Here is a 23,362-nt window from a genome sequence, read left to right as displayed (position 1 = left end):
CGTTGAGGCCGCTACGGGCGGGTCAGTACAGGTTCTTGTACGTGTTCCAGCCGGTGCCGAGCTTGGCGCGGGCCTTGAACTGGCCCTGGCCGGTGGAGGAGTAGCGGTACAGCTCGCCCTTGGAATTGACCGCGAGCAGGTCGGCCTGGTTGTCCCCGTCGATGTCACCGGGCGAGACCAGCTTGTTGTACTGCTGCCAGCCGGTGCCGATCTTCACCTTGGAGGCGAAGGGCGACGTGCTGTTGCCGGTGCCGCGGTAGAGGTACAGCGTGCCGGACGGGGTCCGCGCGACGATGTCGGCACGGCCGTCGCCGTTGAGGTCACCCGCGCCGACGATCTTGTCGTAGCCGTTCCAGCCGCCGCCGATCTTGAGCGGCGAGGCGAGGGACCCACCGGTGCCGTTCCCGCGGTACAGGTACAGGTTGCCGGAGGTGTCCCGGGCGAGGACGTCGCCCTTGCCGTCGTCGTTCAGGTCGCCCGGGCCGAGGAACAGGTTGTACTTGCTCCAGCCGTTGGACACGGCGGAGTCGGTACCGTAGCTGTGGTTGTACAGCGCTCCGTTCCACTGCTCCAGCACGTCCGCGTAACCGTCCGCGTCGAGCGAGGAGGCGTAGCCGACGTGGGCGCCGGCCCAGCCGCCGGTGTCGCTGATCTTGGCGCGTCCGCCCAGCTGGCCGTTGTGCAGCACGCCGTACCAGTACAGCGTGCCGCCGTTGTCCAGGCCGACGAGCGAGGCCTTGCCCCAGTACGGGTTGGCTCCGCTGCCCGAGAAGAGGTCGACGGGCTCGAAGCCGCTGCCGTTCTTCTTCCGGGCGAGGAAGTTCCCCGAACCGTCGGCGTAGTAGTAGTACAGGTCACCGGAGGCGGTGCGGCCGAGCAGGTCGCCCAGTCCGTCGCCGTTCCAGTCGCCGGCGGCGATGATCTGGTTGTACGTGTTCCAGCCGCTGCCGATCTTCGTCCGGGCGGCGAGCGGAGCGGTGGCGCTGCCCTTGCCGGCGTAGAAGTACAGGTCGCCGGAGGGCGTGCGGGCGACGACGTCGCCGATGCCGTCCTTGTTGATGTCCCCGACGCCGACCAGCTGGTCGAACATCGACCAGCCGCCGCCGACCAGGACCCGGGCGCGGAAGGGCGAACTGCCGTTGCCCGTCCCCTGGTACAGGTACAGGTCGCCGGAGTACGTGCGGGCGAGCAGGTCGGGCTTGCCGTCGCCGGTCACGTCACCGGGCGCGATGACCTTGTTGTAGATCTGCCAGCCCTGGCCGCTCCAGGTGCTGTAGCTCGTGCCGGACGTGCTCGTGCTGTGGTACAGCGACAGGGTGCCCGTCGTGGACAGCGTCAGGACCTCGGGGTCGTCGGTACCGTCGAGGTTTCCCGGCGTGAGGATGTCCTTGGACTTCTCGTCGGGGTTGTCCTGGCTGATGGTGTACTGCTGGAACTTGCCGTTGGTGCTCAGCCAGACGAGGGTCGTCCCGTCGTCGAGCCGCACGATGTTGTCGTCGACCTTGTCGCCGTCCAGGTCGAAGGTGGTTCCGGCGGCCTTGATGCCCGAACGCAGGCCCGGCGCGGCGTGCACGCCGGCCGCGGGCCGGTCCGCCTTGGGCAGGGCAGACTTGGGCTTCGGGATGGAGACGTCCTGCGACGGCTTGTCCGCGGCGAGGGCCGGCGTGCTCAGGAACATGCCTGCGGCCACCGCGAGGGCGGTGCAGCCAAGCAGCCGGGAACGGCGCGCTCTACCGAATGGGCGCGAAGTAGACAAAAGCCCCCCACTGATCAGATTGTGGTGTCGGCATCCTGAAAAGATTCAGTGAAGCCGATGATCGTCGGAGTGTACGACAGTCGTGCCCTGCCGATGGTTGTACTGTCCCCGGAACCGAAACCGCTCGAAGGCAGGGGCAGGGGCAGGGGCAGGGGCAGGTGCGGGTACAAGGACACCTCTGCGGACCGGAACCCAAGTTCTGCTTATGATGCGAGGTGTGTTCGATTCACGGCACATCAGGACCTTCCACGCGGTGGTGAACGCCGGAACCTACTCCGGGGCCGCCGCGGTCCTCGGCTACACCCAGCCCGCCGTCACCCAGCAGATGAAGGCGCTGGAGCGGTCCGTCGGCTCCCCGCTGTTCATCCGGGTCGGCCGGCGGATGCGGCTGACCGAGGCCGGGGAGACCCTGGCCCGGCACGCGGAAGCCATACTCGGCAGCCTGTCCGTGGCGGAGGAGCAGGTCACGGCGATCACGCGGCTGCGCAGCGGCCGGGTGCGGGTCTGCGCCTTCCCCAGCGCCAACGCCACCGTGGTCCCCGAGGCGCTGGCCCGGCTCGCCGCCGACCACCCGGGCATACGTGTGCAGTTGCTGGAGGACGAGCCGCCCGATTCGCTGGAGCGGCTGGCGCGCGGCGAGTGCGACGTCACGCTCGCCTTCACCTATCCGGGACTGCGGGAGTCGGTACCGGACGAGGTGGAGGAGATCCCGCTCCTGGAGGACCAGTTGACCGTACTGATGCCGATCGGTCACCCGCTGGCCCGGCGGCGGGCGGTCAGGCTGGCCGACCTGGCCGAGGAGCGCTGGATCGCCGGGTGCCCGCGCTGCCGTACCAACTTCCTGCACGAGTGCGCCGAGTTGGGCTTCGCACCCGACATCGCGTTCACGACGGACGACGGTCTCGTGGTGCAGTCGCTGGTCGCCGAGGGGCTGGGGGTGGCCATGATGCCCGGCCTGGTGCTGTCCTTCCTGCGGCTCGACCGGGTCGCGGGCCGCGCGCTGGAGCCCGCCGTACGCCGCCGTATCTCGGCGTACGTGCTGCGCGAGCACCTGAGGGTCCCGGCGACCGCGCTGGTCGTCGACACGATCAAGGCGGTCGCGCAGCGGCGCGTGGGCTGCTGAGCCGTCCCGCAGCGACACGGCCCGTCCCGCATAAGCACAGCTTGGGAACGACCGAAGAAACCGTCGTTGGACGTGCGGTTCTCCCGGTCGGACGCTGGCAGCATGACCACTACCGACGTCCGGACACGCACGGCGGCCGCCCCCCGCCTGGACCGTCTCGTCCAGGAAGTGCGGGAGGCCGTGGGGCAGGGCCTGCCCGGTGACCGCACCGCGCACCTGGTCGCACAGCGCCTGGCACCGCACCTCGGCGACCCCGAACTGCTGACGGAGTCTCAGCGCGAGGGCAGTGCCGAGGACTACCGCCAGCACGTCCTGCACATAGAGGAGGACGGCAGCTTCTCCGTCGTGGCCCTGGTGTGGCTGCCGGGGCAGCGCACGTCCGTCCACGACCACGTCTCCTGGTGCGTCACCGGGGTGCACGAGGGCCGCGAACACGAACGCCGTTACCGGGAGGTCTCCGACGGCGACGGCACACGTCTCCTCGCCACCCAGGACGTCGTCAACGAGCAGGGCGACGTCTGCGGTTTCGCACCGCCGGGCGACATCCACCGGGTCTGGAACGCGGGCGGGGGCAAAGCCGTCTCCCTGCACATCTACGGGGCCGACATCGGCCGCCTGGGCAGCAGCGTCCGCCGGGTCTACGAGCCGCCGGACGACGAACGATGACCGGGCGCACCACGTCGGTGACCCGCACCACGTCGGTGACGCGGCCGAAGACGGGCCAGGGGCACGGGCGGGGACAGGGGAAGGGCCAGGGGCCGGAGCAGGAGCCAAGGCAGGAGCAGGGCCCGGATGCGGCGCCGGGGCCGGGGACGGAGCCGAAGCCGCGTGCTGCCGGTGGGGCGCGGGCCAAGGTGCCGGGGCTCGCGGCGGCCGCCGCCGGTGTCACGCTGGCGTGGACGGTGCACCGGCTGCTTCCGGGCGTGCCGATGCTCACGGCCGCCATCGTGCTCGGTGTGCTCGCCGCACACCTTCCGCGGCTGCGCGGCGCGGTGCGGGGCGCGGCGCGGCCCGGACTGACCTTCGCGGGCAAGCGGTTGATGCGCGCCGGTGTCGTCCTGCTCGGCCTGAGCGTCGGCCTCGACGACGTCGCCGGGCTCGGCTGGCAGACCGTCGTCATGGTGGTGTGCACCGTCGCCGCGACCTTCGCCGGCACGGTCTGGCTCGGGCGCCGTCTCGGCCTGCCCGGGGACCAGCCGCTGCTGATCGCCACCGGCTACTCGATCTGCGGGGCCTCCGCGGTCGGGGCCATGAGCGACGTCTCGGGCAGCGAGGAGGAGGACGTGGCGACGGCCGTGGCGATGGTGACGCTGTGCGGCACCCTCGCCATCGTCGTACTTCCGCTGCTCCAGGGCCCGTTGGGCCTGGACGCCGGGCAGTTCGGCCGCTGGGTGGGGGCCGGTGTGCACGACGTCGGGCAGGTCGTGGCGACCGCGCAGACCGCCGGGCCCACCGCCCTGCGCGAAGCGGTGCTCGTCAAGCTGATGCGGGTGGCCATGCTCGCCCCGCTCGTCGCCTCGGTCGGGCTGTCCCTGCGGCGCGGCCGGCGCAAGGACGCCGCGCGGGCGGCCGCTACCGGCGGAACGGCCGCGCGGGACACCCGTCGCGGAGCGCGTACGCCCGTCGTGCCGCTCTTCGTCGCGGGCTTCCTGGCCATGGTCGCGCTGCGCTCCACCGGCCTCGTCCCGCACACCGTCCTCGACCTCGCCCACCACGCGCAGGAACTGCTGCTCGCCGCCGCACTCGTGGGCCTGGGCAGCGCGGTGCACCTGCCCTCCCTCGTCCGTGACGGCGGCCGTGTCGCGGCGCTCGGACTCTGTTCCTGGGTCGTGATCGCGGGTGTCTCCTACGGGGGTGTGCTGCTGACGACCTGACGGGACTGCCCCCCTCACGTGAGTAACCGGCTTGACCGGTGACGACCTGCATGGAAGAGTCGTCACCAGCCGAACCGGTTACTACTTCTGCCGGTTACCACTTCTCGACGTGAGGGACACCATGACCGTCATCCGCTTCCACCTCATCTCCTCGCTCAGCCCTTCCGGCGTGGTGGAGGTGCTGACCGACTTCGGTCCCTCCCGCGCCGAGAACTGGCCCACCATCGACGCCGACCACTTCACCGTCCACCGACTCGGTGACACCTGGGCCGAGGTGACCGAGGGCACCGCCGCCGCATGGGAGCGGGCGCGCTACGAGTGGGACGCCGAGGCGGGCCGGGTCGACATCACCACGCTCGACTCGAAGCTCTTCGGCGCGGGCGGCGGCTGGGTCTTCACCACCACCCCCCAGGCCGACGGCACCCGCGTCGACGTCGAACTGACCCGGCAGCCCGCCTCGGTCAAGGGCAAGGCGCTCGCCGCCCTGCTCCCGCTCGCCGCCCCCTCCTCCCTGCGCAAGTCCTTCGCGGGCCCGCTGAAGGCGAAGAAGTAACACCCCGCGCCCGGGCCTCAGTCCTTGCCCGGAGCGACGTTGTGGTTGAAACGGAAGACGCTGGAAGGGTCGTGGCGCCGCTTCACCGCGGCCAGCCGACCGTAGCGCTCCGGCCCGTACACCGCGCGCACGCCGTCCGGGTCCGTCGCCTCGTCCGGGGACAGGAAGTTCACCATGTTGCGCTCCAGCGCCCACGGCGCGAGCCCGTCCACGACCTCGGCCAGCCCGCCCCGCAGGACGTCCGCCTGGTCGGCGCCGCCCACCGCGAACCCGAACACGACGAACGGCACGCCCCGCGTGGAGACCGCGTTGGGGAGCGCGGGTTCGCGGTCGAAGGCACCGCCGAGCGCCCGGACCTCCACGTTGGCCAGTGTGCAGCCGGACTCCGGCCCGGTCAGCCGCACCAGCGCGTCCACCGTCTTCCCGGTGAACTCGCCCAGACAGACGCTCCGGTCGTAGTACGGCATCGGGTCCACGGGATCCAGGTGGATCTCCCCCAGGGCGGTGTACGGCTTCTCCCCGATCAGGTCGAGCAGCGGCGGCGCGGACGCGCGCAGCGGCGCGATGAGCTTCTCGCCGTCGTCGGCCGAGCCGAGGTAGCCGATCCGCAGGTGCACCACGACGGCTCCGCGCAGCGGCTCCGGCAGGACCGGCAGATCGGGCAGCCGCTGGATGCCGACGGAGGAGGTCATCTCCTCCGGCACGGTCGGCACCCAGGCCCGCCAGGCCTCCAGCACCTCGGCGAGGTCCGCAGCGCGGAAGTAGAGGGCGCCGCCGTAGAAGCGCGTCACCGGGAACACGTCGAACTCGATCGCCGTCACCACGCCGAAGTTGCCCTTGCCGCCGCGCAGCGCCCAGAACAGGTCGGGCTCGCTGTCGGCGGTGACGTGGCGCAGTTCCCCGTCCGCCGTGACGACGTCGAGGCCGCGCACGTGGTCGGCCGCGTAGCCCAGCGTCCGCCCGAGCAGCGGGCTCTGGCCGCCACCGCCGGTTCCAGCCGGTTGTTGAGGTTGTACGTGGCGCACTCGGCCGCGTGACCCTCGTCACCGGGCACCAGCACCGGTCCGGCGACGGCCTGCCGCAAAGAGGCCACGTCCTGGGGTGAGAAGTCTGCCGCGGCGCCGTGCGGCGAAAGCGCCGCCACGGCCTGGTCCGGAAGGTTCCCGCTCATGCTGATCTCGCTGTTCCACTGAGGAGAGAAGCCCTTACGGCATGCACACGTGTGCGGTCTCCCCAGGGGTTCACCGCACGTCCGGCTGTGAGCGGTGAAGCATGCGGGGCGGCCGTGGCGGAACGGGACGAAAGGGAGCGGGGATTGCCTTGTGCTGTCCGGTACGGCAGAGTCGGGGGTCGTGAGACTCGCCCCCGTGACGGCACGGGGGCCTTGGCGAAGGGAAACCGTGTGAGCCGGATCTCGGTCCGGGGACTCGCAGTGGCCTCGGCCACCGCGGTCACCGCTGTCGGAAGCGTCGTGGGCGTTGCGTCGGTCAGCAGCGCGCAGAACAACGACGCCGAGGCGACGGCGGCCGACGCCACGCTTCTCGCGGACATCCCGGTGGGGCAGCAGGCGCCGGTGCAGACCGCGTCCCTCACGCAGCAGGCCGACGCCCAGGCGATGGCCGCCGACGCGAGCGCCAAGAAGGACGCCGAGCAGGCGGCCCGCAGGGCGGCGGCCGAGACCGCGATCGCCAAGAAGGCGGCGGCCGAGAAGGAAGCCGCCGAGAAGGAAGCGGCCGACAAGAAGGCCAAGGAGCAGGCAAAGGAGAAGGAGGAACTGAAGAAGGCGACGAGTCAGAGCACGACCTCCGACGCCTCCGACTTCCCCGTCCAGGGTTCCTACTCCACCGCCCAGATACAGGCGATGGCCCGGCAGATGGTGCCGAGCGGCCAGTTCCAGTGCTTCAGCAACATCGTGAGCCACGAGTCCGGCTGGAACATGAACGCGGTCAACCCGTCCTCGGGCGCCTACGGCCTTTTCCAGGCGCTCCCGGCCGGCAAGTACTCCTCCGCCGGTGCCGACTGGCGCACCAACCCGGCCACGCAGATCAAGTGGGGCCTGAACTACATGAACAGCAGCTACGGCAGCCCGTGCGGCGCCTGGTCGTTCTGGTCGTCGAACCACTGGTACTGATCGTCGGGCCCCAGAGGAGGGCCCTGATCGTCAGGGCCCCTCGGGGGAGGGCTCGTCGGCGGCGTCCACCGTGTAGGTGTCCTTGACCTTGACCTCGGTGACGCCCCGGCCCTCGGGGAAGACGCCGCGCCAGTCACCGATCACGTGCAACTCGTCGGTGCCCATCGCCCGTACCACCATCAGGCCCTCGTCGTAGGACCGGTGCGCCTTCCACCACAGGTTCACGAAGGCCTGGCTGCGGATCAGGTGCATCCAGTCGGTGCGGTAGATCTCGCGGTTGTAGTTCGACTCGCCGAGGGTGGAGACGAATTTGGAGTACATCGCCTTCACGTACGTCAGCGTCACCTCGTCGTCCTCGGCGATCGCCCGGTCCCGGGCGTCCTTGAGCGCCACCCGGAACTTCTCCAGCAGGTTCTCCGTGGCCCCCGACGTCCAGGACTCGTGGATCTCCGGCGGGTCGCAGAGGCCGTACTTCGGCCCGGACAGCCGCAGCAGCAGCCGCAGCGTCGGCTCCGTCACCCACAGCGGTCCCGGTTCGTCGCGGTTGCCGATCGGGTTCGGGAGGACCGTTTCGTGCTCCCACGCGGGCGGGGTGATCAGGTGCACACCCGCCCGGCGCCGGTCGTGGTGGTCGCCGGTGGAGTGCTCCAGCTGACCGAGCGGCAGATGTGTCTTGAGCGCGCTCAGGTAGGCGCCGTTGACGTCGAGCGCGGTCACCTCGTGCTTGCCCGGCGGCAGTTCGGGCCGGGTCCACTTGGGCCGGGCCTCCCAGATCTGGTCGGCGCCGCGCGCGGTCTGCTTGTGCAGGACGTCGGGCAGCCACGGGTGCGCCACGACGTCGTACCGGCCGCCCTTGCGGGTGTGGTCCAGCAGGGCCATCGCGTCCGGGATGGCCCGCTTGACCAGCGCGGCCGTGGCGGCCTCGACATCACCGGCGTGCCGGGTCAGTGCCTCGGCGACGGCCCGGCCGATCAGGTCCGGCTCGACGGAGGCCGCCGCCTGCGCCCGGCGGCCGGTGGGGACGATGCGGACACCGGCGCGGGTTTCGGTACGGGCTCCGGCGCGGGTTTCGGCGTGAGGTTCGGTACGGGTTTCGGCGTGAGGTTCGGTACGGGTTCCGGCGTGAGGTTCGGTACGGGTTCCGGCCGGAGGCCGGGGCCGGTCACCGGTGCCGCCGGTGCCGCCGGTGCCGCCGGTGCCGCCGGTGCGGGAAGGGGTGCTCGTGTGCCTGCCGATGGCGGGAGGGGCGCTCGTGCCGGGCGTGGGGGCGGGGACCGGCTTTCCGGGGCCGGGCGACGGCGCGGGCGGCGTGGCGGGTGCCGTCGGCGCGGAGCACTCGGCCGGGTCCAGGTGCTGCGGGAACCCCGCCACCTGCTGCCGGGCCGGCCCGCCGCACAGCACGCAGGCCCGGGGCTCCGCGAGGGCCTCCACCTCCATGTCGTCGACGTCGGGGGCGGGGACGTCGCCGGCCTCCACGGCCGGCGCGGCCTCCGCCGCCGTGTCGGGCTCGGGCTCCGACTCCCCCTGCGATCCCCTCTCCTGCTCCCGCTCGCGGGCGGCCTGCTCCGCCAGGCGGGCGCGCGCCCCGGAGAGGAAGTACGCGTACTTCTCCCGGACCTCACCGCTCGGGTCGCGCCCCGACTCCCAGCCGCCCACCGTGGACGGGCCGACACCGAGCGCCTGCGCCACCTGGGCGCGCGACAGGTTCAGCCCCTCGCGCAGCGCGCGCCGCTCCTCGGCCCCGGGCAGCGGGACCTCCTGCCGGGCGGCGGCCAGCAGGGCGTCGATCGCGTCGAAGTCCGTCATCGCGCGACCTCCTGCGCGGCAGCGGGGGCAGCGGAGCCATGGGGGACGGCGGAGACGGAGGGGGCGGCGGGCTGCTCGGTCCGGCCCGTCGGCGCGCGCCGCCCGGCTCCCCTGCGGCGGATGTCCGGCAGCGCCTCCGACGCCCGGGTCGGCCCGGCCAGCAGGTCCAGTACGTCGATGCCGAAGTGCCCGGCGACCGCGTCGCAGTCGTCGAGGCTCCACGCGGTGCTCCCGGACTGACGGCGGCTCACCTGCGCCTGGCTCACTCCGAGGGCCGCCGCGAGATCCGTCTGCGACTCGCCCGTGGCGTGCAGGAGCGCCGCCACGGCTGTCCGGACCCGGTCCGCCAGAGTCATCCGCATACCGCAGAATCTAGCACCCGTGCCCTATGAACCATGCGCATGACGCATAGCGGCAGCGGTCGCGAGAGCGACAGCGAAGAGGGGAGGGGCGGGTGCCGGCGCCGTCAGGCGGCGAAGCCGACGTTGGTGACGTACTCGTACTGCCCCCACTGCGAGCCGAGGTCGACGATCTGGTCGACCCAGGCGTCGTCGAGTGCCTGGGCGTCGTCGGCCGCCCAGGCCGCGACGATGCGGTCCCAGCGGCGGATGTTGAGGGCGCGGAACTCCACGACGCGCTGCCTCGGGCGGGGCACCTGGGACTGGTTGAGCGGGTGGATCTCCACGCGGGTGCCCCGGCCCTCCCGGTTGAGGCGGCCCAGCAGATAGCGGGCGACGTTGTGGCGGCGCACGGTCCGGTAGGCGGTCTCGACGCGTTCGAGGTTCTTCTTCGACGGGCTGCGGCGGCCGTCGAGCCACGCCTTCAGGGTGCGGTCGGTGACCGTCAGACCCGCCGCGCGGGCCGCCTCGCGGGCGTGCGGGGTGCGGGTGAGGTAGTGCAGACGGGCCAGCAGGCCGCGCCGGGTGGTCACCGGGGTGACGACGAAACCGGCGAGCACGTCGAGCCGGCGGGCGACGGCCTCGTACCCCTTGATGCCCCGGGCGCCGTACTTGCCGAACTCCTGGGTCCGTTCGGGCATGTCCGCCTCCTTCCTGTGCCCGGCCCCCGCCCCGGCCTCGCGGCACCGCGGGGGCTTTCGTGATCAGTATGGTCCACGACGGGCGGGCCCCGGCCGGCGGCGCAGGCCCGTTCCCCCGCTACGGCTCCGATCGCAAACCTTACGGACAACCTGGTCGCCGGGTGTCAAAATGAGGATGCTCAGGCCCTCTCCCGTTCCGGGCCTCCGCGGCGCGTGCGCGGGGACCGGCGGGACCGGCGAGGCCATGAGTCATGACTGCGCTCCACCGGCCCATGACCGTGTTCCACCGGCGAGAGCACCACCCGGGCGACCGGGCATCGGATCGCTTGCCGACGAGAGGAGACAGCATGAGCGCCCTCATCGCCGAGGCAGAGACCGTCCATGAACCCGGTTCCGGCCGGGCCGGGGGCGGCGGAACCAGGGGCGTCCCAGCCGAGGGCGGAGGAGCCCGGGGCGTCGGACGCGGGAACGTCGACCGAGGGAACGTCGACCGGGGAAACCTGGGACGCACGGCCGGCCGCGCGCGCCGGTGAGCCGGAGGCGGACCGTTCGGCCGGGGAAGAACACCATCGCCCGGCGGCGGCTCAGCAGTACGAGCGCCGTGGGCGGTGGGAGGCCGAGCGGGAGGGGAGGGACGGCGAGGAGGTGCGGGGGCCGGCCGGGCCCCGGCGGGTGCCGTCAGCTGACGGGACCGGTGATCGTCGAGGTGAAGACCGTCTCGCCGTCCTGGTGCGCGGTGACCTGAACCGTGGTCATATCGCCGGATTCGGGAGTCACCCGGGTGACGTCCATCCAGCACGGCCGGTCCAGTTCGGCGTAGCGGACGAATTCGGTGGTGGCGCTCGCCGGGACCAGCCCCCTGGGAGCGAGCACGGCGCACGCCGCCTGGCGGCCGCCCTCCAGGAGCACCATGCCGGGCAGATGGTCCCCGGCGTGGTCGAAGAGGATGGGGTGGGCGAGATCCGGGGTGAGCAGCCAGCGGGTGGGCGAGTCCGTGGCGCTGAGCACCACGTCGGCCCGGGACGTGCGGCCCACCGACGCGGGGTCGAGCGGGCGCCGGGACGCCGCGAGGTCGAACGCGTCGTCCGGACCGGGCTTGCGGTTCGCCCGCAGCCGCTGGTACACGGCCGGCGGGACGGTGGAGAAGGTGCCCGCCCCGTGGGCCACGAGGGCTCCGCCCCGGACGATGGACAGTTCGAGCCGCAGCGAGGCGGCCATCCCCCGGCGCCAGGTGATCTCCGTGCATCTGGCGTCGAGTTCGAAGTCGGTCGGGCTGAGCGCGATCCCCAGGTGCTGCTGATACGTCGTGTAGCTGAGGTTCCACATCACGAACTGATGGGTGAGCGGAACACCGAGTTCGGCGTGGGCGAGAAACATGCCTGCCTGCCGAAACGTCTCTGCTACCTGGAGCGGATCGTGGCCGTTCCCGTCGGAGCGGTTGAAGAGCGTGTGCGCCCTGGGCCACTGGCCGGTGAGGGAGAACCGCTGGTCCTCCTGGCTGGTGCAGCCGGTCAGGAACACCTCGGCCAAGCAGGCGCGGTGAACGTATTCCTTCGGGACCGTGGTGGTCAGACGCGGCAGCGTCGGCAGTCCCACTTCGTCGTGCGCACTGTGCAAATCCATCGCAGATCCCCCGCCTGGAAGCTTTGTTCGACGACGCCTCAAAGATACGGACCCACCGGTTTTATTGCGTGGGCCTCAAGGTAAAGGATTCGGCAAGTGTCAGCGGGTCGACTGAATACGCGGCTCCGTTTTTCGGTAGTTCAAACTCGCAACTTTCCTGGTGAGGAAAGGCGTTATTCGGGCTTACCGTCGATCGGTTGCGGGAGAAGCGGACATTTCCTCCGTGATTGACTGTCGATGACGGCCCTTGTCACTCTCCAGGTCGCCTGCTCTTGCAAAACCGGTCGTCTGGTTTGTTATGGTTCTGGTGAAGTACCGATGGAGGTTCCCGAGCAGTGCTACGGTCGGGCCGCCGTCGTCACCTGATGTCCTGCGGATCTGGCTCTCTGGAGACAATCGATGACCCGTCAGCAGCAGTGTCCGTACGCGATCGACCCGTCGGGCCGGGACATCCACGGGGAGGCGGCCCGGCTGAGCGAGCAGGGGCCGCTCACCCGTGTCGTCCTGCCCGGAGGCGTCGAGGCCTGGTTGGTGAGCGGGCAGGAGGCGATCAGGAAACTGCTGATCGACCCGCGGATCTCGAAGGACGCCTACCGGCACTGGCCCGCGTGGATCAACGGCGAGATCGCCGAGACCTGGCCGCTGGCCATCTGGGTCTCGGTGCAGAACATGGTCACCGCCTACGGGGACGACCACAAGCGGCTGCGCGGGCTCGTGGCCTCGGCCTTCACCACGCGCCGGGTGGCCCTGCTGCGCCCCCGCGTCGAGGAGATCACCGAAGCGCTCCTCGACGACCTCGCCCGTGAGGGCGACGGCGACGGCGGCGGCAGCGACGGGGGCGGCAGCGACGGCGGCGGCAGGGGCGGCGCCGGTGACGGCCGGGGCGGCGACGGTGCCGACAGCGACAGCGACAGCGGCAGCGGCAGCGGCAGCGGCAGCGGCGCCGGTGGCGGCGGCCGGCCGGTCGACTTCCGCAGCCGCTTCGCCCACCTGCTGCCCACCCGTGTGCTCAGCGAACTGTTCGGCATCCCCGAGGAGTTCCGCGCGTCACTGCACCGGATCATCAGCGGCTTCTTCGACACGACCGCCTCCATGGAGGCCGCGCGGAGCAACCAGGTGGACCTGTACCGGACGATGGGCCGGCTCGTCGCGCTCAAACGCGAGACCCCCGGCGAGGACCTGACCACCAGCCTCATCAACGCCCGGGACGAGAACAACGGTTCGCGGCTCAGCGAGAAGGAACTGGTCGACAACCTGATCCTGTTGTTCACCGCCGGGTACGAGACCACGGTCAACCTGCTCGACAACGCCGTCTGCCTGCTGCTGGCCAACCCCGCCCAGCTCGCCCGCGTCCGCGCCGGGGAGGCCACGTGGGCCGACGCGGTCGAGGAGGCGCTGCGGGCGGAGGCGCCGGGGGCCAACGGCATCCTCCGCTACGCCGTCGAGGACGTGGCCGTCGGGGACACCGTCATCGCCAAGGGCGAGCCCATCGTCATCTCCTTCGCGGCGGCCGGGCGCGACCGCGCCGTGCACGGTGACGACGCCCACCGCTTCGACGTCACCCGCGCCACCCGCCGCGAACACCTCTCCTTCGGACACGGCGCGCACTTCTGCGTGGGCGCCCAACTCGCCCGTATGGAGGCGGAGATCGCGCTGCGCGGCCTGTTCGAACGGTTCCCGGAGGTCGCCCTCGCGGTACCGGCCGAGAACCTGCGTCCGCTGGGTTCCTTCATCTCCAACGGCCACCAGGAGGTTCCGCTCCGGCTCGGCCCGCAGCGCGAGGGCGGCTCCCGCGCGCGCGTCTCAGCGGCCGGCGTACATGGGTGAACCCAGCTGTGCCCGGTACCACGGCAGGTGGCGGGCCAGGCCCCGGGCGGGCTCCGGACCGGGGTCCAGGCCCAGCAGCCGCCAGATCGACGTGCTGGCGAACCAGTGGTCCGAGGTCAGCATGTCGAGGTGGTGCAGCGCCTGCGGGTGTTCCTGCAGCCGGGCGCGTGCCTGCTCCGGGTCCAGCGGGGCGGCGGCGCCGTCGGCCCCGAGCAGGCCGGCCACCGCCTCCGTCAGGACACCGCCGGACACCGGGCTCGGGTGGTTGACGTGGTGGGCGCCCGCCAGATCGCGGTCCGGGTCCGCGAGGGCGGCGCCCACCGCGGCCTCGGCCAGGGCGGACACCTCGACGGCCGAGTGCACGCCGCTGTCCGCGACCGGCGCCCCCAGGTGCCGGATCAGCAGGGCGAGACCGGGGATCGCCCACCGGTCACCGGTGCCGTAGACGAGGTGCGGGCGCAGGACGGTGCCGCCGGCCGCGAGGACGCTGCGCTCGGCGGCGGCGCGGGTGGTGCTGGTGGCGGACCGGGGCCGGACGGGCAGTTCGTGCGGTTCGGCTCCGCGGAAGGGGCCGCGGCCGTAGACGGCGGCGGTGCTCACGTACACGATGCGGCGTACGCCGTGCCGCAGGGCGTCGGCGACCAGGGCCGCCGTGCCCTCCTCGTTGACCGCGCGCAGGGCGGCCTCGTCACCGCTGATGCGCGAGGCGCAGTGCACGACGGTGTCGACGCCCCGGCACAGTCCGTCGAGCGAGGCCGTGTCCCCCAGGTCGGCGCGGGTCACCCGGACGCGGTCCCCGTCGGGAGCGGTGACGGCGCCATGGTGGCGAACCAGCCGAATCCTCGTCTCGGGGCGGGCGAGCGCGGCCCGAACCACGTGCCTGCCGATGAAGCCGTTCGCCCCGGTGATGAGAAGATGCTGCGGCATACGCGAGCCCCCTGTCGGTCCTGAACACCCTTGCTGCTTCCGGCCGCGCCGAGCACGAGACCGCTCGGCACTGCTTGTGAAAATACGGACTACCTGGTTTTGTTTCTAGAGGGGAACAAGCAGTGAGGGCATTGTTCGCCAGGCAGCAAGCGCGTAGGAGGAGTCGTGGCACAACAGGAGCGTGCGATCCGCACCAGGCACGCGATCTTGAAGGCCGCCGCGTCCGTCTTCGACGAACGTGGCTACGAGGCCGCCACGATCGGCGAGATCCTGACCAGGGCCGGCGTCACCAAGGGGGCGTTGTACTTCCACTTCCCGTCGAAACAGGCGCTGGCCGAGGGCGTGCTGAACGCCCAGTTCGCCGAGGTCTCCCTGGCGCCGCGGGTGTGCAAGCTCCAGGAACTGGTGGACACCGGTCTGCTCACCGCCCACCGCATGCGCCGTGACCCGGTGGTCAGCGCCGCCGCCCGGCTCTCCCTGGGCCAGGAGATGCGCACGCTCTTCGGCGGCCAGGCGGTCGCCCTGTGGATCGCCACCACCGAGAAGGTGCTGCACGAGGCGAAGGCGCAGGGCGAACTGCTGACGCACGTCGACCCGGCGGCCAGCGCCTGGATCATCTCCGCGTCCTGGACCGGCGTGCAGGTCTACTCCCACACGCTGAGCGACCGGACCGATCTGGTGGAGCGGGTGGTGTCCCTCTTCGAGCACCTGCTGCCCAGCATCGCGGTCCCGGCCGTGCTGAGCCGGCTGGTCGTCACTCCCGAACGCGTCGAGGAGATCGTCCGCGAGAGCGAGCAGCGCGTGCGGGACGAGGCGGAGTCGACCCCGGAGAGCGTCCAGGCGTTCGGGCTGCGGACGCGGGTGCCCGCCGAGGCCGAGTGACGCCGCGCCGGCCGTCCCCGGCGCCGTGCCGCGTTTCCCCGGGAACAGACCCGGCGTGCCGGTTCGTCCTGCGCGCCGGGCCGGCGGTCGTCGACGGCTTCTGACGCATCTGTCCCTGGCGCACCAAAAGCTTTGGTAAAACAGTCTTAGTGGTCTGGTAATCGCGTCAGGAATGCGTGCCCACTGAGGCGAATTTCGGGCCTCAGTCCCTCGTCGTTTCTCAAAAATGAGACGATATGCCCCTTTTTCTCCCTGGAGCCTGAAAGGAAAACAGGGCCGGAACCCTCGTATTGACATACCGCGCATGCTGTTTTTTACTCAGCTTGCTAGGAAACGGCTCCAGAACGCGGGCAGCTACCAACGGGGAGACAGCGTGGACATCGACGTACTCGGCACCCTCGCCGTGCGGGAACAGGGCGTCTCGATCACGCCGACCGCCCCCAAGCCCCGCCAGGTGCTCGCCCTGCTGGCCCTGAACGCGGACAAGGTGGTCCCGGTCGCCACCCTGACCGAGGAGCTGTGGGGCGCACGTCCGCCCCGCAGCGCACGGCCCACCCTCCAGACGTACATCCTGCAACTGCGGGAACTGATCAACGGCGCCCTGCGGCAGGACGACGGCCAGGAGCAACGCTGCGCCAAGGACGTGCTGCTGACGGTCCCCAGCGGCTACCTCCTCAAGGGCGGCGCCGGCAGCAGCGACGTCCGCGAGTTCGAACGGCTGGCCGGGACCGGGTACCGCGCCATGGACGCCGAGGACTACCCCGAGGCCGCCGCCCGGCTGCGCGAGGCGCTCGCCCTGTGGACCGGGCCCGCCCTCGCCGACGTGCACGCGGGCGTCCACCTGGAGACGCAGATCAGACGGCTGGAGGAGAGCCGGCTGTGCGCCTTGGACCAGCGTATCGAGGCCGACCTCCGGCTGGGCCGCCACCGTGAGCTGCTGGCCGAACTGACCGTGCTCGTCAGCAGGTACCCCAGCCACGAGAGTCTGTGCGGCCAGTACATGGTGGCCCTCTACCGCTCGGGCCGCCGGGGCGAGGCCCTCAACGCCTACCAGCGGCTGCGCGCGACCCTGGTGCGCACCCTCGGCCTTGAGCCCTCTCCGGTGCTCGCCAAGCTCCAGCAGTCCATGCTGATGTCCGGCCCGGCCGGCACCCCCTCCGCCGTGGGCGCCCCCGCCACCGGCCGCTTCGCCCAGGTGGGCTGACCGGGAGCCGCGGACCCGGCGGTCCTCCACCGCGGTTCGAGCGCCGCTCCAGCGCCGCGGGGCAGTCTGGGCGCACCGGAGGAGAGGGGGCACTCATGCCGTCCCAGCGGGTGCACTCGTCCCAGGCCACCGTCAGCGTGGAGGCCCCCGCCGGGGTCGTCTACGGCCTGCTCGCCGACGCCCCCCGGTGGCCGGTGTTCCTGCCCTCCTGCGTCCACGTCGAGCAGATGGACTTCGACGGGACCGAGGAACAGCTGTGGGTGTGGGACGTCACCGCCGACCATGTGCACGCCTCCCGCTCCCGTCGCCTGCTCCACCCGCTGACGCGGTCCATCGAGTTCGAGCTGGAGGACCCTGCCTGGCCCGGGGCGACGAGCAGCGGCACCTGGACCGTCGAACCGGAGGGCACGGACCGCTGCCGCGTCACCCTGAGGCACGAGACGCCCCGCGGTCCCGCCGGCGTGCCGGACACCCTCGACGCCGACGTCCGCGCGCAGCTCGCCCGGGTACGGGAGGCCGCCCAGCGGTGGGACCGGCTCGACGAACTGCTGCTGTCCTTCGAGGACAGCGTGCGGGTCGAGGGGCCCTCCGAGCTGGTGTACGACTTCCTCTATCGCATGGAGGACTGGGTCGAGCGGATCCCGCACGTCGAGTGGACCAGCGTGACCGAGGACCAGCCGGGCATCCAGATCGCCGCCCTGGACACCTGCGCCGCCGCCACCGGCGAGACGGTCACCGTGGAGACCGTACGGCTGTGCTTCCCGTACGCGCAACGGATCGTCTACAAGGAGACGCTGACGCCCGAACTGATCGCGGCGCACAGCGGTGAATGGTCCCTCGTGCCCGACGAGTCCGGGGTGACCGTCGTCTCCGCCCACCGCGTGCTGCTCCGGGAGGAGGCCGTGGCGCCGCTCATGGGGGAGGGCACCTGCCTGGCGGACGCCCGCCTGCACGTACGCGAGTGGCTGGGCCGGGCCGGCAGGGAGACACTCGGCCTGGCCAAGTGGCACGCCGAGAGCCCCGTGCGCCGGCTGCGATGAGGACGACGAGGAGACCGCCGATGCCCCTCACCCGACCTGGTCCGCCCCGGCCGCCGCAGACCGAGCGGACGCCCCCCGCCCCACGGGACGCGAGCGGCGGCCGCGCCCCGGTCGTCCGCGCGAAGGCGCCCGGGCCCGGCGAACCGACGCTGCGCGCGCTGCGGTGGGAGGCCCTGCTCGGTGACCCCGACGATCCCGCGAACCCCTACGGGCGTGCCGCGCTGGCCGCCGGCGACCCGCCGCGCCCCGATCCGGCGTGGGGCCCGCTCGTGCCCGAAGCGGCGGACGGGTACGGCGGTCCCGCCGACCAACTGGTGCGCGTCCTGCGTCCGTTGCTGCGCCGCGACGCCGCGCTGGCCGACGACTGGGTGATCCGCCCGCTGCTCACCGCCGCGGCGAACCCCCCGGCAGGGGAACCGCGGGCGGCGGTCGGGTACAGGGCGCGGCTGGCGGAACTGCTCGGCCCGGCCGCGCTGATCGCCGCCACCGGCGACCTGCTGCGCACCACCGTCCGGCTCCTGACCGCGCCCGCGACCCCTCACCCGGGGGCGCGGCAGTGGCGGCCCGTGCTCGCCGCGGTCTTCGCCGACCTGCTGGCCTGCGAGAGCCTGACGACGGTGGCGCTGCGCGCCTTGCGCATGCCTGCGGGCAGCGGGGCGGGAGTGTGCGGGGGGGCTGGAGTTGTTTCTGGGGTCTATGGGATCTCGGGGGTTTCTGGGGTGCCCGGGGCCTCCGGGACCTCCGGGGCGCCCGGGGCGCCCGGGAAGCCGGCGGGCTCCGGGGCGCCCAGGGCTTTTGGGGTCTCCGGGGCGGCCGGGGTGCCGGCAGGCTCCGGTGCCGCCGATGCCGCCGGCACCCAGGACGACGATGCGGCCGTGCTGCCCGCCGTGGTCGGGTACGTCGTGCCGCACCTGGTCGGCGGGCTGCTGGGCGACCTCGAACTGGTCCTGAACGACAGCCTGTCCGGACCGGCGGCCGGCGAACGCGAGGCCCTGGCGCGGCAGTCCGCCCTCCGCACGGCCGCCCGGGTGGACCGTACGGCCATGGCGTCCGCCCAGGCACGGCTGATCCGGCTGCTGCCCCGGCTCGCCGACTCCTCGGAACAGCCCGACCACCCCGGAGAACCCGAACAGCCCGTACGCCCCGTGCCCCCTGGACCCTCTACGCCCCCTGCGCCGTCCACGCCCCCCGGAAACCTCGAACGCCCCCCGCTGCGGGAGCTGTTCCGGCTCGGCGCGCCGGACGCGTCCGGTGGAGGTGGCGGCGAGGAGGCGTCGGCCCCGCTCGACACCGCCGCGCTCGACACCGCCGCGCTCGCGGCCGTCCTGCCCGGTGCGGCCGGACGGCCGGCCCGAGCCGGGGACGGCCCGGCCCGTGCCGCGCTCACCCGGTACGCCCGCCGGCTGGCGACCGAGCAGCGGGCGCTGCGCGGCCCGTCCCGGTCGGCGGCCGCCGCGTCCGACCCGGCGGCGCGCGCCCTCGCCGACCGGCAGGCGCTGCTGCTCCTGGCCGCCGCCGTGCTGGGCGTTCAAGAGGCGGCGGCGCAGGCGCAGGGCGGCTTCCTGGGCGGTTGCGACTGGGCGCTGCTCGCCCTCGAGCGCGTCATCCGGCGGCTGGGCGTGCCGCTGCCCGGCGGCGCGCCCGATCCGGGCGGGGCCGTCTGGACGGAACTGGCCGAGCGGATCCAGCGGGGCGTCGACTGCGACGTGTACGGCACGAGGCTGCTGTGGTGAGCGCGGCGGGCAGGACAGGGGGCGGCGGTATGACGGGGACGGAGCAGCGGAGCGAGCACCGGGCGGCACCGCCCGTCCAGGTGGCCGGCCCCCAGGGGCCGTGGGACGCGGTGCGCGAACGGGCCGAGGACACCGGGCGGGTGGTGGTGCACACCACGTGGGGCGAGTGGCTGACCGCCGCCCTGCTCGATCCCGACCTGCGCACCCTGCTCGGCCGGGACTGGCCGCGCTACCGGCAGACGCCCGCCCCGGCCGGCCGGTTCGCTTTCGCGGTCTCGCGCCTGGTCATGAAGCGCACGGCCGCCGCGGTCCTCGACGTGCCCCCGGCCGCCCTCGACGTCGCCTACCAGCCGGGCGGCCGGCCCACGGTGCGCGGCCTGGAACATGACCTGCACCTGAGCCTCGCCCACACCGAGGAGCTGATCGCCGTCGCCGTCAGCCGCGGCGGACCGGTGGGCGTGGACGCCGAGTCCGTGACCCGGCGCGCGTCCTTCGAACTGCTGCGCGCCCACGTGTGCACGCCCGAGGAGGCCGAGGTGCTCGCCGCGCTGCCGGACGCCGAGCGCAACGCCCGGTTCCTGCGGCTGTGGACGCTGAAGGAGGCGTACACCAAGGCGCTCGGGCAGGGCATGCGGCGGCGGTTCAACGCCGTCGGATTCCGCTGGGAGCCGGACGGGAGCGCCCGGCTGGCCGAGGAGTCCGACGCCGCCCGCGACTGGAGCTTCACCACCCGTCTGATCCGGGAACGCTACCTGGTCAGCGAGGCGTACCGCGCGGCCGGCCCGGTCGAGCCCCGCTTGCGGCCGGATCCAGGCGGACTTGCGACACCATGGCTTTCACCTGCGGGAACACTAAGCTTTCCGGGGTCGGGGAGGACCGGCGGACGATGAGCGAGGACGGCGGCGACAGACGCAGGGAGCGGGCCGCCCGGGACCGTGGGCTCCGCTCGGCGGGGCACCCGGGCACAGGCCGGGGGGACACGATCCGGGAGCCCGCGCAGAAACGATTCGAGAGGGAGGGCAGGAGACCGGTACGGACCGCCGCGGCGGTCCTGTCCGGTGTCCGAGGTGCCGGATGAGCAGCCATCACTCGCACGCGCAGGCCGTCCTCGCCGTGGTCCACGAGCCGCACGGCGCACTGCCCGGTGCCCCGCTCGTCTTCGAGCTGTGCGGGCCGCTCGGCGCCGCGGAGGCCGAGGCCGTCGCGGACCGCATCGCCGCCCGGCACCGCGCGTACACGGTGTCCCTGGACGACGACGGCAGCGGCCGCCGCCTCGTACGCCTCACCCGCGCCGGCACCGCACCCGGTGCGGAACCGCCGGCGCTCACCGCCGACCTGCTCGCCGACCTGCTGGCCCCCCTCTCGGCGGGCACCGTCCCGGTGACCGGCCACCAGCGCGACCTGCTGCTCGCCGCCGTCACCCGGCAGGGCGGTCCGGGCCGGCACATCGAGCAGCTCTGCTGGAACTGGTCCGGCCCGCTGGACACCGGCCGGTTCACCGCCGCCTGGCACTCCGTCGCCGACCGGGAGGCCGTGCTGCGCGCCTCCTTCGACTGGACCGGCGCCCCCCTGCTCGTCCTGCACGACCACGCGCCCATCGAAGTGGTACGCCACCGGCACGCCACCGTGGCCTGGAGCGACCTGCTCCGGCGCGACCGGCAGCGCGGCTTCGAACTGCACCGGCCCGGCCTGCTGCGGGTCACCCTGCTGGACGGCCCCCCGCAACGCTCCGCCCCCGCCCGGGGCACGGGCCCCGCTCCGGGCGCCCGGCCCGCTCCCGAACCGGCCCCCACCCGCGTCCTGCTGAGCTACCACTCCGCGCTGCTCGACGGCCGCGGCGCCCACCTGCTCGTACGGGAGTTCTACCGGGCCTACCTCTCCGGCGGCGTCGTGCCCGGCGGCGAACGGCGGCCGGACATCCGCGACCACGCCGAATGGCTCCGGGACCGCGACACCGAGGCGGCCCGCCACTACTGGGCCGCCGCCGCGCCGCCGGCGGACGCCGCGGTCCGGCCGGGCCGGGAGGGCGGGCGGACCCGGTTCACCGGCGCCGGGCGCATCCAGCGCCGGCTGCGCCCCCACCAGACCTCCCGGCTGCGCTCCTGGGCCGCCGCACGGGGCGCCGGGGAGAGCAGCGCGCTGCACGTCGTCTGGGCGCTGCTGCTGTACCGGGCGGCGGACACAAGGGGACCCGTGCCGGTCAGCTTCGGCGTGCACTTCTCCGGCCGCGACCTGACCCTGCGGGGCGCGGCGGAGATGCCCGGACTACTGGGCAACCCGCTGCCGATGACGGTCACCGTCGACCCGGCCGCGCCCCTGGTGGACCTGCTGCGCCAGGTGCGCGACGCGGCCCTCGACCTGAGCGCCTACCCGTGGGTCTCCGGTGACCGGATCCTCCGGTGGAGCGGCCGCGAGGACACCGGCCGGCTCGCCGACACCCTCGTCCGCTTCGACAGCAGACCCGAACTGCCCCAGGCACTGCGGGCGGAACTCGACGCCCAGGGCATCCGCGTGGACGTACCGCAGAGCGCGAGCGGTGACACGAGTCTGCCGGTGACCCTCGTCGCGCAGTACGACACGGACGGCGGGCTCCTGCTGACCGCCACCTACGACCGTGCCGAACTGTCGGACGCCGACGCCTCCGCCGTGCTGTCCCAGTGCATGGACCTGCTGCGCCGGCTCTCCGACCAGCAGGACGAAGAGGTCACCGTGGGCCAGGTGCTCGGTCTGCTGGAGGCCGGCGAGGTACCGCGCATGGCCCGGCACGGGCGCGAGCCGCGCACCGTCGCCCTCGCCGTGCTGCGCCCCGGCGGTCCGCAGGCCGACGTCGTCTGCCTCGTGGCGGTGCCCGGGGTACCGCCCGGCGTGTACGAGTCACTGGTGCGGGAGTACGAGGGCCCGGAGCGCATCGTCTCCCTCAGCCTGGCCGGGGACGTCCGCACGCCGCCCTCGGCGTTGCCCGAACTCCTCGGGCCAGGACGGCGGCTGGTGCTGTGCGGCTGCGGGCCGGCGGGCCGGGTCGCGTACGAGATCGCCCGGGGCACGGCCGCCCGCACCGCCGCGGCCACCACCGTCGTCATGACGGGCATCGGCGGCGTGGCCGAGAGCGCCCGCGCCCTCGCCCGCGCACTGGAGTCGGTCCGCGCGCGGAGCGTGTGAGGGCGAAGCCGCGCGCGCCCTGGGGGCGGTGGGGGAGTGCGGCTCGGTCTCGCGGGCGGGGCGTGTGGCTGGGGAGTGCGGCTCGCGCGTGCGGCTGGGGCGTGTGGCTGGGGAGTGCGGCTCGCGCGTGCCACCGCCCCGCCTGCCCCCTCCCCTCGGACACACCGCAGGTCCCGGCCTCCGCCAGCGTTTCTCAAGCGCAGTGAGAGTGTTCGTCGAGCACGGTGTCCGATGGTTGGCCGAAAAGCCGGAGGAGGGGGCATGGGCTATTCGGACCACGGGGAGCCGTCCCTGCGTGTCGAACGGGGCCGGGCCAGCGACGAGGAACTGGCCGCGCTCACGGTCGTGCTGCTCGCCCTGCGCGCGGATGCGGACGCGGACGCGGTCATGGAGCAGGACGGCAGACGGACGGCCGGTGGCCCCCGCAGGTGGCGGAGGCCGGAGGCCTACAAAGCGCCGCGCAGTTGGCAGTGATGAGATGCTCCGCCGCTCAGAAAGGGAACTGACGACATGTCGATGACGATTGCTCCCGCTCCGGCCGAGGCCGCAGGTGCAGCTGAGGCCGCCGGTGCCGCCGCGGCCGACATCCACGGCCGCGTCGCCGAGTTGCACGGGATCCGTGCGCAGGCGGTGGCGGGGCCGAGTGAGAAGGCGACCGCGGCTCAGCACGCGAAGGGCAAGCTGA

At 72.9% G+C, this 23,362-nt stretch carries 20 protein-coding genes; 13 read left to right on the top strand and 7 right to left on the bottom strand.

What is annotated here, in order from left to right:
- Window positions 1–22 precede the first annotated feature (22 nt).
- Window positions 23–1,678, bottom strand: a complete 1,656-nt coding sequence (locus AB0G56_RS16550; RefSeq protein WP_360969672.1) for a VCBS repeat-containing protein — start codon at window positions 1,676–1,678, stop codon at window positions 23–25.
- Between the two features lie 295 nt (window positions 1,679–1,973).
- Between AB0G56_RS16550 and AB0G56_RS16545 the strand changes: the two genes are divergently transcribed.
- The 4 genes from AB0G56_RS16545 (at window position 1,974) to AB0G56_RS16530 (ending at window position 5,306) form a co-directional block, all read left to right on the top strand.
- Window positions 1,974–2,879, top strand: coding sequence for a LysR family transcriptional regulator (locus AB0G56_RS16545; RefSeq protein WP_360969670.1), 906 nt, complete (start codon window positions 1,974–1,976; stop codon window positions 2,877–2,879).
- A 102-nt stretch (window positions 2,880–2,981) separates the two neighbouring features.
- Entirely contained in the window at window positions 2,982–3,545 is a 564-nt protein-coding gene (locus AB0G56_RS16540) for a cysteine dioxygenase family protein (RefSeq protein ID WP_360969668.1), read from the top strand.
- Window positions 3,542–4,753 carry a putative sulfate exporter family transporter gene (locus tag AB0G56_RS16535; protein ID WP_360969666.1) on the top strand — a complete coding sequence of 404 codons (1,212 nt, stop codon included), beginning with the start codon at window positions 3,542–3,544 and terminating at the stop codon, window positions 4,751–4,753. Before AB0G56_RS16540 ends, AB0G56_RS16535 begins: the two co-directional genes overlap by 4 nt.
- Before the next feature lie 121 nt (window positions 4,754–4,874).
- Entirely contained in the window at window positions 4,875–5,306 is a 432-nt protein-coding gene (locus AB0G56_RS16530; RefSeq protein ID WP_360970072.1) for a hypothetical protein, read from the top strand.
- A gap of 17 nt (window positions 5,307–5,323) precedes the next feature.
- Here the strand turns inward: AB0G56_RS16530 and AB0G56_RS16525 are convergent, their stop codons facing one another.
- Entirely contained in the window at window positions 5,324–6,331 is a 1,008-nt protein-coding gene (locus AB0G56_RS16525) for a BBE domain-containing protein (protein ID WP_360969664.1), read from the bottom strand.
- 377 nt (window positions 6,332–6,708) lie between these two features.
- Here AB0G56_RS16525 and AB0G56_RS16520 point away from each other — a divergent pair, with 377 nt between their 5' ends.
- Entirely contained in the window at window positions 6,709–7,437 is a 729-nt protein-coding gene (locus tag AB0G56_RS16520) for a transglycosylase SLT domain-containing protein (RefSeq protein ID WP_360969663.1), read from the top strand.
- A gap of 30 nt (window positions 7,438–7,467) precedes the next feature.
- Here the strand turns inward: AB0G56_RS16520 and AB0G56_RS16515 are convergent, their stop codons facing one another.
- The 4 genes from AB0G56_RS16515 to AB0G56_RS16500 form a co-directional block, all read right to left on the bottom strand.
- Window positions 7,468–9,243: a helix-turn-helix transcriptional regulator gene (locus AB0G56_RS16515; RefSeq protein WP_360969661.1), complete on the bottom strand. Its 1,776-nt coding sequence runs from the start codon at window positions 9,241–9,243 to the stop codon at window positions 7,468–7,470.
- Window positions 9,240–9,605 carry a helix-turn-helix transcriptional regulator gene (locus AB0G56_RS16510; RefSeq protein ID WP_360969659.1) on the bottom strand — a complete coding sequence of 122 codons (366 nt, stop codon included), beginning with the start codon at window positions 9,603–9,605 and terminating at the stop codon, window positions 9,240–9,242. The genes AB0G56_RS16515 and AB0G56_RS16510 overlap by 4 nt, the downstream gene beginning before the upstream one ends.
- A 104-nt stretch (window positions 9,606–9,709) precedes the next feature.
- Window positions 9,710–10,282, bottom strand: a complete 573-nt coding sequence (locus tag AB0G56_RS16505; protein ID WP_360969657.1) for a transcriptional regulator — start codon at window positions 10,280–10,282, stop codon at window positions 9,710–9,712.
- A gap of 678 nt (window positions 10,283–10,960) precedes the next feature.
- Window positions 10,961–11,905, bottom strand: coding sequence for a ScbA/BarX family gamma-butyrolactone biosynthesis protein (locus AB0G56_RS16500; protein WP_360969655.1), 945 nt, complete (start codon window positions 11,903–11,905; stop codon window positions 10,961–10,963).
- 399 nt (window positions 11,906–12,304) lie between these two features.
- On the opposite strand from AB0G56_RS16500, the gene AB0G56_RS16495 reads away from it, so the two are divergent.
- Complete coding sequence (locus AB0G56_RS16495) at window positions 12,305–13,732, top strand: cytochrome P450 (protein WP_360969653.1); 1,428 nt, start codon at window positions 12,305–12,307, stop codon at window positions 13,730–13,732.
- Here the strand turns inward: AB0G56_RS16495 and AB0G56_RS16490 are convergent.
- Window positions 13,709–14,659, bottom strand: coding sequence for an NAD-dependent epimerase/dehydratase family protein (locus tag AB0G56_RS16490; RefSeq protein WP_360969652.1), 951 nt, complete (start codon window positions 14,657–14,659; stop codon window positions 13,709–13,711). The genes AB0G56_RS16495 and AB0G56_RS16490 overlap by 24 nt on opposite strands.
- A 165-nt stretch (window positions 14,660–14,824) precedes the next feature.
- Between AB0G56_RS16490 and AB0G56_RS16485 the strand changes: the two genes are divergently transcribed.
- The 7 genes from AB0G56_RS16485 to AB0G56_RS16455 all read left to right on the top strand — a co-directional run bounded on the left by AB0G56_RS16485 (window position 14,825) and on the right by AB0G56_RS16455 (window position 23,151).
- Window positions 14,825–15,541, top strand: coding sequence for a ScbR family autoregulator-binding transcription factor (locus AB0G56_RS16485; RefSeq protein WP_360969650.1), 717 nt, complete (start codon window positions 14,825–14,827; stop codon window positions 15,539–15,541).
- A 373-nt stretch (window positions 15,542–15,914) separates the two neighbouring features.
- On the top strand, window positions 15,915–16,745 hold the full coding sequence (locus AB0G56_RS16480) for an AfsR/SARP family transcriptional regulator (RefSeq protein WP_360969648.1): 831 nt from the start codon (window positions 15,915–15,917) through the stop codon (window positions 16,743–16,745).
- Window positions 16,746–16,840: 95 nt separating this feature from the next.
- Window positions 16,841–17,785 (top strand): SRPBCC family protein, encoded by a 945-nt coding sequence (locus AB0G56_RS16475; RefSeq protein ID WP_360969646.1) that lies wholly within the window; start codon window positions 16,841–16,843, stop codon window positions 17,783–17,785.
- Window positions 17,786–17,805: 20 nt separating this feature from the next.
- Window positions 17,806–19,518, top strand: coding sequence for a hypothetical protein (locus AB0G56_RS16470; protein WP_360969644.1), 1,713 nt, complete (start codon window positions 17,806–17,808; stop codon window positions 19,516–19,518).
- Window positions 19,519–19,547: 29 nt separating this feature from the next.
- A complete protein-coding gene (locus AB0G56_RS16465) occupies window positions 19,548–20,408 on the top strand; it encodes a 4'-phosphopantetheinyl transferase superfamily protein (protein ID WP_360969642.1) in 861 nt (286 codons plus the stop codon).
- Between the two features lie 184 nt (window positions 20,409–20,592).
- Window positions 20,593–22,677: a condensation domain-containing protein gene (locus AB0G56_RS16460; RefSeq protein WP_360969640.1), complete on the top strand. Its 2,085-nt coding sequence runs from the start codon at window positions 20,593–20,595 to the stop codon at window positions 22,675–22,677.
- 261 nt (window positions 22,678–22,938) lie between these two features.
- Window positions 22,939–23,151, top strand: coding sequence for an acyl-CoA carboxylase subunit epsilon (locus tag AB0G56_RS16455; RefSeq protein ID WP_360969638.1), 213 nt, complete (start codon window positions 22,939–22,941; stop codon window positions 23,149–23,151).
- Window positions 23,152–23,362 lie beyond the last annotated feature (211 nt).

The sequence above is a fragment of the Streptomyces sp. NPDC021356 genome (genome assembly GCF_040641015.1).
Taxonomy (GTDB): domain Bacteria; phylum Actinomycetota; class Actinomycetes; order Streptomycetales; family Streptomycetaceae; genus Streptomyces.
The sequence above is the reverse complement of the archived record's forward strand: the minus strand, read 5'-3'. Positions and strand labels throughout refer to the sequence as shown.